This window comes from Polaromonas sp. CF318 (assembly GCF_000282655.1).
In the GTDB taxonomy this organism is placed as follows: Bacteria; Pseudomonadota; Gammaproteobacteria; order Burkholderiales; family Burkholderiaceae_C; genus Polaromonas.
This window is the reverse complement of sequence record NZ_AKIV01000091.1, coordinates 1-10,216: the sequence shown is the minus strand read 5'-3', so window position 1 is coordinate 10,216 and position 10,216 is coordinate 1. Positions and strand designations below refer to the sequence as shown.

Below are 10,216 nucleotides of genomic sequence, written 5' to 3'. Positions count from 1 at the left end.
GGTCTGCGGCGTTGCGGCGCTAACCCATAGCCGTGCTATGGGCGTCGCACCGCGCCTTGCATCCCATCCCGAGAAGGTACTTGCGCGGCCTCGTTTAGGTCGTGAACAGGTTCTAAAGTCAACTCTATCCAATCGGCAGCGAAGCGGGGAGTAACAAGATCGTCGTGAATCCCGCGAGCGGCGGCGCCAGCCAGCGCTGGGCCCTTGCCCGCCCCAGCGAGCGCACCCGCTGCTCGCCTTCCAGTTCGGCCAACGCGCGCTGCACGGTGCGCTGGCTGGCCCCCAGGGCCAGCGCCAGTGCCGAGGTGGACCAGGCCGCGCCGTCCGACAGCAGCGCCAGCAGCGAGGCCTGGTCGCCGTCCAGCGGCGGCGCCAGCACGGCCACGTCGCGCCCGCCCAGCGGTTTCAGGATAAACCCCCGCCCGGTCGCCTCAATCGCCGCGAGCGGCTTGACCAGCGCGCGCAGCCGGCCTATCTCGACCCGCAGGCGCGCCCTGTGCGTCTCATCAGGGTGCCGGGTGCGAAACACCCGCGCGATCAGGGCCTCGCGCTCCACGTCGCCGGGCCAGGCCCGGGCCAGCGCGCGGGCCAGCGCGAACAGCACGGGCCGGCGCGCCAGCGGCCGCCACTGCCCGCCGGCGCCTATCCCGTGCCGGCAGGCATCAACCACCAGCGCATCCGAGGCCAGCAGCGCCGACACCTCGTCCAGTCGCAGCGCCTGCTCACCACCCGACGTGAGCCGCCGGGCCGCGGGCCTGTCGAGCGCGGCCCTTGCCTCCGCCACCTCGGCCTGCAGCGCCGGCACCTGCGCACGCTCGGCCGCCGCCTGCGCGCGCGCCAGCGCCAGGCGCGCCTGGCCGACCCGCAGCGAGCGCAGCGCCAGCTCGGCCGCGGTCAATTCGGCCACCGCCCTCAGCGAAGGCCTGAGGCCCCGCGCATCGAGCCGCGCCAGCGCGGCCCTGGCCTCCTCGAGCCGGCCCAGCAACAAAAACCGGCGCGCCATGACCAGCCAGGCCTGCAGCGCATTGGCATGGTCGGCATGCGCATCCAGCGTGGCGGAAGCCGCCGCCAGCGCGCGCGGCGAGCCCGTAAAGTCGCGCATGGCCAGCGCCACCTCGGCCTCGGCCACCACGCAGCGGGCACGCGACAAGGCTTCATGCGCGCCGAAGCCGCGCGCCGCGCGCTTGAGCAGTTCACGCGCGCGCGGGTGCTCTCCCAGCTGGGCCATGGCAATGCCGCGCAAGGCCAGCGCCGGCGGGTCGTCGCGCAACGCCACCCGCTTGAGTGCGCCCAGCGCATCACCGGCGGCCAGCGCGCGCGAAGAGGCGGTGATCAGGGAATCCATGGGCGTAGGCTACACCGCCTTGCAAATACGACGGGTTTGAGCTTCTAGCTGCAGCCGCTTCCCGCCTGGGTCTTGCTGCGATCCACGACCACCACGCCTTTGTCCAGCAAGGGCTTGACCTTGGCCATGAAGAGCGCGAGATCCTGCGGCGTGTCACTCCCCGGCATGGACACTTCCAGAAGCCGGCCCTGGGGGAGTTGCCATTCCTCCACCTTGAACGCGCCGACGCTGACGCGTTTCATGCGGTTCCTGCACCCCATCGCCTTCGCGCGCATGGCTTCGGGAAAATCGAGCGTCTTCTTCGCTTCACGCTCGCAGGAAATCGAATAGGCCCGGCTGGGTTCCAGCGTCTGGAGTACCGAAATATCGGTCTCCCGCTTGACGCTGGTGTTTTTTCCAAGGGCGCAGGCGGTCTCCGTGTCAAAGCCGCTGCCGAAGGGCTGCGGGCTGCGGTATTTGAGCGTCAGCTCGACCTTGCCGTCGGACCGGACCCGCCTGCGGCCTATCGCCGGCGGGTCGGCGGCCACGGGCGGTGCCAGCACCATGAAGTACTCCACCTCATACGCCGTGACTTTGCGGCTACCCTCCAGGCCCATCACCGCCACGGCCTCCTCAGCGGAAACCGGCCCGCCGCTGCTCCAGCGCAGCGCGAATTCCGCGCCGCCGGCCCAGGAGAGCACGGGCATCAGCAGGCATGCCGTGCCGACAAGCGCCGCAACCAGCCCCGTGTCGGCCCAGGCTTTTCGGGCGAACAGGGACTTGAAGGATGAAAGGCCCGGTACGGGTGTGGCGTCTGGCAATTGCATGCTCCCCAAAAAAAAGTGGCTGGGTATAGTCGGTCGCTGCCTGCGGGCAGGCCTCATCATTCCACAGGCCCGCACATGCCGCCATATCGGCCTGACAAGCGTTAGGCCAGGACGGGCGATCCGCGCCGCGCATAGTGGCTGGGCGCCTGCCCCACATGGCGGCTGAAGGCGGTGCTGAAGGTGCTGGCCGAGCTGTAGCCCACGCGTTCGGCCACCTCGACCAGCGCGACCTCGCCGCGGCGCAGCAGGTCTTTCGCGATGGCCATGCGCCAGGCCAGCAGGTACTCCATGGGCGGTAAGCCTACAGCGCGCGAAAAGCGCTCAAAGAAGGCCGACCTCGACAGCGCCGCCTTCTTCGCGAGCTCCAGCACCGTCCAGGCGCGCGCGGGATCGCCGTGCATATGCCGCATCGCCGCGGCCAGCCGGGTGTCGGCCAGCGCGCGCAGCAGGCCCGGCGGCGCGCCTTCAAGGGGTGCGCCGCGCAGCGCTTCGATCAGCAGCACTTCGATGAACCGCCCCAGTACCAGTTCGCGGCCCGGGCGTTGCTCCAGGGATTCTTCCCTCACGAGCTGCACCAGCAGCGGCAGCCGCGCGATGCCGCGCACATGCAGCACGGCCGGCAGCAGCGAGACCATCAGGGCCGCATCGGGCGAATCAAAGGCGAAATAACCGCCCAGCATGCGCACGTCGGGCGGGCCTTCAGGGCTGCCATGGCGGATCTCTCCCTCGGGCGCGGGCCCTGTTTTGGGGGCTATCCACACGGGAGCCGCCGGCGCCACACCGGACATCGTGAACCCGGGCGTGGCCGGCATGAGCAAAAAATCGCCGGCCGACAGCGTGAGGGGCTGCTGCCCGTCAACGGCCAGGACACATTCGCCCTCCAGCATGGTGCAGAAGCTGGGCTGGCCGAAAGCGGAATAGCGCACGGCCCAGGCACCGGCGCCGCTAATCACCTTCGAGTACACGGCGCGCGGCCTCAGCAGCGCGATGACTTCCGCGAGTGGATCGACCATGACAGGACTCCAGCAAATGAAAAATGGACTATTCATTGTAGTAAGTCCTGATTCCGGGCGATATCGTTACGCACCTTCAACCCAAACCCCCAAAGGAACCCTCATGAAAACCATCCTGATCACCGGCTGCTCCTCCGGCTACGGCCTTGAAACCGCGCGCCACTTCCACGCCCAGGGCTGGAAGGTCATCGCCACGATGCGCACGCCGCAAGAGGACGTGCTGCCGCCCTCGGAGCGCCTGCGCGTGCTGGCACTGGACGTGACCCAGCCCGCCAGCATCGCCGCCGCTGTCGAGGCGGCCGGCCCCATCGACGTGCTGGTGAACAACGCCGGCCTGGGCTTGTTCGGCGCCTTCGAGGCGACGCCCATGGCCACCGTGCGCGAGATCTTCGAGACCAACACCTTCGGCATGATGGCCATGGCCCAGGCCGTGCTGCCGCAGTTCCGCGCCCGCAAGGCCGGCCTGGTGGTCAATGTGACCTCGACCGTGACGCTGGCGCCCATGCCGCTGGTGGCGGCCTACACCGCGAGCAAGACGGCAATCACCGGTTTTACCGAATCGCTCGCGCTGGAGCTGGCGCCTTTCAATGTCCAGGTGAAGCTGGTCGAGCCGGGTTACGGACCGGGCACGCGCTTCACGGCCAACGGGGCCGAGCGCATGCAGGGCCTGGTACCCGAGGCCTATGCGCCGTTCGCGCACAGCGTTTTTGCGTCGCTGGGAAATCTGAGCGCGGTGACCACCGCGACGGACGTGGCCGAAACGGTGTGGCGCGCCGTGACCGATGCGGGCGGAACGCTGCGCTACCCGGCGGGGGCTGATGCGATTGCGCTGTCTCAGCAGAAGTAAACGCCCCGCACATCATGAAGGCCTTAAACAAATTGAGCGCGCGCAAGGAGGCGGTGGAGTCCATGGCTACTGGCGGCGCCCCGGCTCACTCGCATGCAGAAACCGGGTGTACAGGTCACGCGGAGGTGCCACCGATGCGCTGCTGATGACCTCGCCCGCCGCGCCCCGGTGATAGCCGCCATGGGTGATGATGTGCAGCAAGATCTCCTCCCGGCGCATCCGGCCCGAATCCCCGTCGGTGAAAGTAAACCGGACCTCCTCCTGCAGCGCCGCCGGCGAAAGGCCGCTGGCATAGGCAAGATACCAGGCATCAAGCGCCTGGACTTCCGCCGCCAGGGCCTCCAGCGCGGGTGTCTCCTTGGTATTGGTGGCCGTATAGCCATGGGCACGGCCCTGCAGGTGCGCCTGGAAAATCCGATCCGCCACATAGACATGGTTCAGGATGCGGATCGCCTTGTGCGCCTGGGCGGGATAGGCCGCCGCATCGACACTTGCCAGCGCCGCAAACAGCTCCTTGTTGGCCCAGGCCTTGTAGGCGAACAGGGACTTGAGGGATGAAAGGCCTGGTGAAAGGGTTGTGTTTGGCATTCGTGTTCCAAAGAAGTGTGGGATCTCGCTGCACCTTGGCGGTTCAGGGGTGGAAATTGAATACGGGACTTGAAGACGGGACTTCGCATCATGATTCTCTTCATCTGCGTAAATCTGCGAAATCTGCGGATGACTTTTCTCCACAGATTTCGCAGATTTGCGCAGATTGAAAACAAGACATTCTGTACCCGGCCTGTTGCCCAGTCTGGTTCGCCCTCCGCGGAAAACCTGGTTCACCCCGGCAATTTTCCCCTTGCCGTACATACCTTGTTACATATAAATCGGCTACGCTTGCCCTTCCCAAGGAGGAGGAAACGTGAGCCCAACAATGAAAAAAGCCGCCCTGGCACTGATCGCGGCGGTCTCGCTGCATGCCCATGCCCTGCAGGTCACCAGTCTCTCGCCCCAGGGCGAGGTCGCGCGTGTCCGGCAGATCGTCGCCAAGTTCGATGAAGGCGCCGTCAATTTCGGCGACCCCAAGGCGCCCGCCCCGCTGTCGCTGAGCTGCAGTGACGCCCAAGCCACCAAGGGTTCGGGCCGCTGGATCAACGAGCGCGAATGGGCGTTTGAATTCGAGAACGACCTGCCGCCCGGCGTGAGCTGCACGGTGAACCTGGTCGGCACCTTCAAGTCGCCCAAGGGCCAGCCGGTGGCCGGCCCCTCTTCCTACAAGTTCAACACCGGCGGCCCGTTCATCCAGAACCTGCGCCCCGGCACCTACCAGCGCATCGACGAAGAGCAGTACTTCCTGCTGCAGCTCAACGGCCCGGCCACCCTGCAAAGCGTTCGCGAGAACGTCTGGTGCGCCGTCGAAGGCCTGGGCGAACGCGTGCCCGTCAAGCTGATCGAAGGCAAGGAGCGCGAGGAGCTGCTCAAATCCCAAGGCCTGGACAAGGCCGCGGCCGGCGAGCCGCTGCGCTTCGTCACCCTGGCCTGCAACCGGCGCCTGAGCTCGGCCACCAAGCTGCAGCTGGTCTACGGCAAGGGCGTGAGCACGCCCAGCGGCGTGCCCAATTCGGTCGAAAAACGCTACAACTTCCAGGTGCGCGAGCCCTTCTCGGCTTCCTTCAGCTGCGAACGCGAGAACGCCCAGTCGGCCTGCCTGCCCATGCGGCCCATGAGCCTGTCCTTTAACGCACCGGTGCCGCGCAAGCTGGCCGAGGGGATACGCCTGAAGGGCGACAAGGACACGCTCAAGCCCTTTTTCGACGAAGGCAACAGCGACGGCGACAACGTGGTCACCAACATCACCTTCAAGCCGCTGTTCCCGGAGCAGGCCCAGTTCTCGCTGGAACTGCCCCGGGACTTCAAGGACGCCTCGGGCCGCACGCTGCGCAATGCCGACAGCTTTCCGCTGAAGGTGGCCACGGGCGCGATGCCGCCGCTGGCGAAATTCGCCGCCTCGCCCTTCGGCATCGTCGAGCGTTTTGCCGAACCCAATACCAAGCCAGGCGACCCGGCCCTGCTGCCGGTGACACTGCGCAATGTGGAAGCGGCCCTGCAGGTCAAAGGTCTCGCCCCGGGCGCCGGCAAGGTCAGCGACCTGCAGCCGCGCACCGACGCCGACATCATTGCCTGGTTCCGCAAGGTGCAGCGCTATGACGAGTACGAGGTCTCGCGCAAGGCGGCCGCCGCCGACGTCAGGGGCCCGCTGCCCAAGCCGCTGGAAGCGCGCGGCAAGGACTATGTGCAGTCGCGCATGCTGTCCTTGCTGGGCGGCCAGGCCGGCGTGAAGACCCTGGACCTGCCCAAGCCCGTGGGCAACGACCCGCGCCCCTTTGAAGTCGTCGGCATTCCGCTGGCGCCGGGTTTCCACGTGGTCGAAATCGCCTCGCAAAAACTCGGCGGCTCGCTGCTGGACGAGCGCCACGGTGCAAGCCGGACCATGTATGTGCGCACCTCGGCCCTGGTAACCAACCTGGGCGTGCATTTCAAGCTGGGCCGCGAGAACTCGCTGGCCTGGGTCACCACGCTCGACAAGGGCACGCCGGTGGCGGGCGCCACGGTGCGGGTTTCGGGCTGCAACGGCACCGAGATTGCCAAGGCGGTCACCAACGCCCAGGGCATCGCGAATTTCAGCGAGCTGTCGTCCGAACCGCCGCGCTGCTCGGGCAGCAACAACGACGATTACCGCAACGCCTATTTCGTCAGCGCGCGCAGCACGGTGTCCGGCGTTGAAGACCTGGCTTTTACCTGGAGCGACTGGCACAAGGGCATAGAACCCTGGCGCTTTAACGTGCCGACCAGCCGCGATCCTATGCCCGATGAGCGGGCCCACACAATATTCGACCGCACCTTGCTGCGGGCCGGCGAGACCGTGTCCATGAAGCATGTGCTGCGCACCGAAACCAGCAAGGGCTTCGGCCTGCCCGAGGGCACGCCGGCCACCCTGGTCGTCACCCATGTGGGCAGCGGCCAGCAATACACCCAGCCCATCAGCTGGCGCAAGACGGCCACCGGCGGCCTGAGCGCCGAGAACACCTTCGCGATCCCGCCGGCCGCCAAGCTGGGTATTTACGAAGTCCAGCTCAAGGCCCCGAACGACAGCGGCAAGGGCCGCGGCAACCGGGCCCGCAGCTTCAGCAGCGGCCAGTTCCGTGTCGAGGAGTTCCGCCTGCCGGTACTCGAGGGGCGCATCAACCCTTCCGACAAGAAGGCGCTCATCAATGTGAAGTCCGTGCCCACCGACGTGCAGATCAACTATGTGTCTGGCGGCGGCGCCGTCAACCTGCCGGTGCGCGTGTCGGCGCTGGTTCGCGCCAAGAGTTTGAGCTACAGCGACTATGAGGAATTCAACTTCATGCCGCCGCGCAACAACCGCGACAGCGGCGGCAACCAGGACAACGAGGAACGCACGGCCTCGCAGGACCAGCGCGTGATCGCCGACAAGCTGCCGCTGACGCTGGACCGCAACGGCGCGGGCAAGCTCACCATCAACGACATCCCCGCGCACAGGCAGCCGCAGGAGCTGCTGATGGAAGCCAGCTACGCCGACCCCAACGGCGAGGTGCAGACGATACGCAGCGTCTCCACCGTCTGGCCGGCCGCCGTGGTGGCCGGCATCAAGACCGAGGGCTGGGTTTCATCCAGCCAGAAAATCAGGTTCCAGGCGCTGGCGCTGGACCTCACGGGCAAGCCCGCGGCCGACGTGTCGCTGGAGGTCAAGGCCGTGGCGCGCATCACCACCACCAGCCGCAAGCGCATGGTGGGCGGCTTCTACACCTACGACAACAAGACCGAGACCAAGGACCTGGGGAAAGTCTGCAGCGGCAAGAGCGACTCGCGCGGCCTGCTGCTGTGCGACACCAAGCTCGGCGAGCCCGGCGAGGTCGAACTCATCGTGACGGCCAAGGACAAGGACGGCAACAGCATCCAGGCGGCCAGCAATGTCTACGTCACGCGCCAGGGCGAGCTCTGGTTCGGCGGCGAAGACCACGACCGCATGGACGTGCTGCCCGAAAAGAAGAGCTACCAGCCCGGCGAGACCGCCAAGTTCCAGGTGCGCATGCCTTTCCGCTTCGCCACGGCCCTGGTCGCGATTGAACGCGAAGGCGTGATCGAAACCCAGGTGGTGCAGCTCAATGGCCAGGACCCGACCGTCAACCTGCAGATCAAGGACGGCTGGGGCCCGAACGTCTATGTCAGCGTGCTGGCCCTGCGCGGGCGGCTGCGCGAAGTGCCCTGGTACAGCTTCTTCACCTGGGGCTACAAGGCGCCGCGCGAGTGGTGGACCTCCTTCTGGTACGAGGGCCGCGAATACGTCGCGCCCACCGCGCTGGTCGACCTGAGCAAGCCGGCCTTCCGCCTGGGCGTGGCCGAGATTCGCGTGGGCACCAAGGCCCACCAGCTCGACGTGAGCGTGAAGGCCGACAAGGAAAGCTACGCGGTGCGCGGCCAGGCCAGGGTCACCATCACGGCCAAGCTGCCCAACGGCCAGCCGGCCGCCAATGCCGAAGTGGCGCTGGCCGCGGTGGACCAGGCGCTGCTGGAGCTGATGCCCAATGACAGCTGGGACTTGCTGGGCGCCATGCTGCAGCGCCGCTCCTGGGGCGTGGAGACCTCGACCGCGCAGATGGAAATCATTGGCCGCAGGCACTACGGGCGCAAGGCCGTGGCGGCCGGCGGCGGCGGCGGGCGCAGCAACACGCGTGAATTGCTGGAAACCCTGCTGCTGTGGAACCCCAGCGTAGTGCTGGACGCCAAGGGCCAGGCCGTGGTGACGGTGCCGCTCAATGACGCGCTGACCACCTTCAAGATCGTCGCCGTGGCCGACGCCGGCACCGGCCTCTTCGGCACCGGGCAGACGTCCATACGCGCCACGCAGGATCTGCAGATCATCAGCGGCCTGCCGCCGCTGGTGCGCGAGGACGACCAGTTCCGCGCGCAGCTGACCCTGCGCAACACCACCAAGGCCGCGATGAAGGTCGAAGTGAGCCCGCGCGCCACCCTGCTCGATTTGAAACCGCAGACCGTGGACATCCCCGCCGGCGAGGCGCGCGAAGTGGCCTGGATGGTCACCGCGCCCGCGCAGCTCGCGCTCACTCGGGCCGAAGCCATCCTGTGGGAGATTGAGGCCAAAGACACGATCAGCGGCGCGCGCGACGGCCTCAAGGCGCGCCAGCGCATCATCCCGGCCGTGCCGCTGACGGTGCAGCAGGCCACGCTGGTGCAGGTGGACGGCAGCTTCACGCTGGACGTGAACCCGCCGGCCGACGCCCTGCCCGGCCGCGGCGGCCTGAAGATGTCGCTGCAGCCCAAGCTGGCCGAAGGCATGGACGGCGTGCGCGACTATTTCGCGACGTACCCCTTCATCTGCCTGGAGCAGAAAACCAGCAAGGCCGTGGGCCTGCGCGACGGCAAGCTCTGGCAGACCGTGCTGGCGCAGCTGCCCACCTACCTCGACAGCGACGGCCTGGCCAACTACTTCCCGCCGCGCGACGGCGAAGCCAGTCGCGGCAGCGATGCGCTGACGGCCTACCTGCTGGCCGCCACGCATGAGGCATCCGGCCTCAACCCGGCCTTTGCCCTGCCCGACGAGGCCAGGGCCCCGATGGAGCGCGGCCTGATCGCGTTTGTGGAAGGCCGTATCCAGCGCGAGTTCTGGAGCCCGCGCAAGGACCTGGACGTGCGCAAGCTGGCCGCGCTGGAAGCGCTGTCGCGCTACGGCAAGGCCCAGGGCCGCATGCTGGGCAGCATCACCGTCTCGCCCAACCAGTGGCCCACGCATGCGGTGATCGACTGGCTCAACATCCTCAAGCGCGTGGCCGACGCGCCGCAGCGCGAGCAGCGCATCGCCGAGGCCAACCAGGTGCTGCGCTCGCGCCTGTCCTTCCAGGGCACCAAGCTGATCTTCAGCACCGAAAAAGACGACTACTGGTGGTGGCTGATGACCAACGGCGACGTCAACACCGCGCGCCTGATGCTGGCCGTGATGGACGACCCGGCCTGGAAGGACGACATGGGTCGCCTGGCCAACGGCTTTATCGCGCGCCAGCAAAAAGGCGCCTGGCACACCACCACGGCCAACCTCTGGGGCGGCCTGGCCCTCGACAAGTTCTCGGCCAAATTTGAAGCCACGCCCGTGGCCGGGGTGACCAAGGCCACGCTGGCAGCCGCC

The 10,216-nt window shown here is 67.3% G+C and carries 6 protein-coding genes; 2 read left to right on the top strand and 4 right to left on the bottom strand.

Annotation, left to right across the window (positions count from 1 at the left end; all coding sequences use genetic code 11):
* Positions 1-124: 124 nt before the first annotated feature.
* The 3 genes from PMI15_RS17100 to PMI15_RS17090 form a co-directional block, all read right to left on the bottom strand.
* Complete coding sequence (locus tag PMI15_RS17100; RefSeq protein ID WP_007871815.1) at positions 125-1,345, bottom strand: hypothetical protein; 1,221 nt, start codon at positions 1,343-1,345, stop codon at positions 125-127.
* A 44-nt stretch (positions 1,346-1,389) separates the two neighbouring features.
* A complete protein-coding gene (locus PMI15_RS17095; RefSeq protein WP_007871814.1) occupies positions 1,390-2,151 on the bottom strand; it encodes a hypothetical protein in 762 nt (253 codons plus the stop codon).
* Positions 2,152-2,252: 101 nt separating this feature from the next.
* Positions 2,253-3,164: an AraC family transcriptional regulator gene (locus PMI15_RS17090; protein ID WP_007871811.1), complete on the bottom strand. Its 912-nt coding sequence runs from the start codon at positions 3,162-3,164 to the stop codon at positions 2,253-2,255.
* 103 nt (positions 3,165-3,267) lie between these two features.
* Between PMI15_RS17090 and PMI15_RS17085 the strand changes: the two genes are divergently transcribed.
* Complete coding sequence (locus PMI15_RS17085; RefSeq protein WP_007871809.1) at positions 3,268-4,011, top strand: SDR family oxidoreductase; 744 nt, start codon at positions 3,268-3,270, stop codon at positions 4,009-4,011.
* A gap of 66 nt (positions 4,012-4,077) precedes the next feature.
* Here the strand turns inward: PMI15_RS17085 and PMI15_RS17080 are convergent, their stop codons facing one another.
* Positions 4,078-4,599: a DinB family protein gene (locus PMI15_RS17080; protein ID WP_007871807.1), complete on the bottom strand. Its 522-nt coding sequence runs from the start codon at positions 4,597-4,599 to the stop codon at positions 4,078-4,080.
* A 328-nt stretch (positions 4,600-4,927) separates the two neighbouring features.
* Between PMI15_RS17080 and PMI15_RS17075 the strand changes: the two genes are divergently transcribed.
* A partial coding sequence (locus tag PMI15_RS17075) for an Ig-like domain-containing alpha-2-macroglobulin family protein (protein ID WP_036839609.1) occupies positions 4,928-10,216 on the top strand: 5,289 nt, incomplete at its 3' end.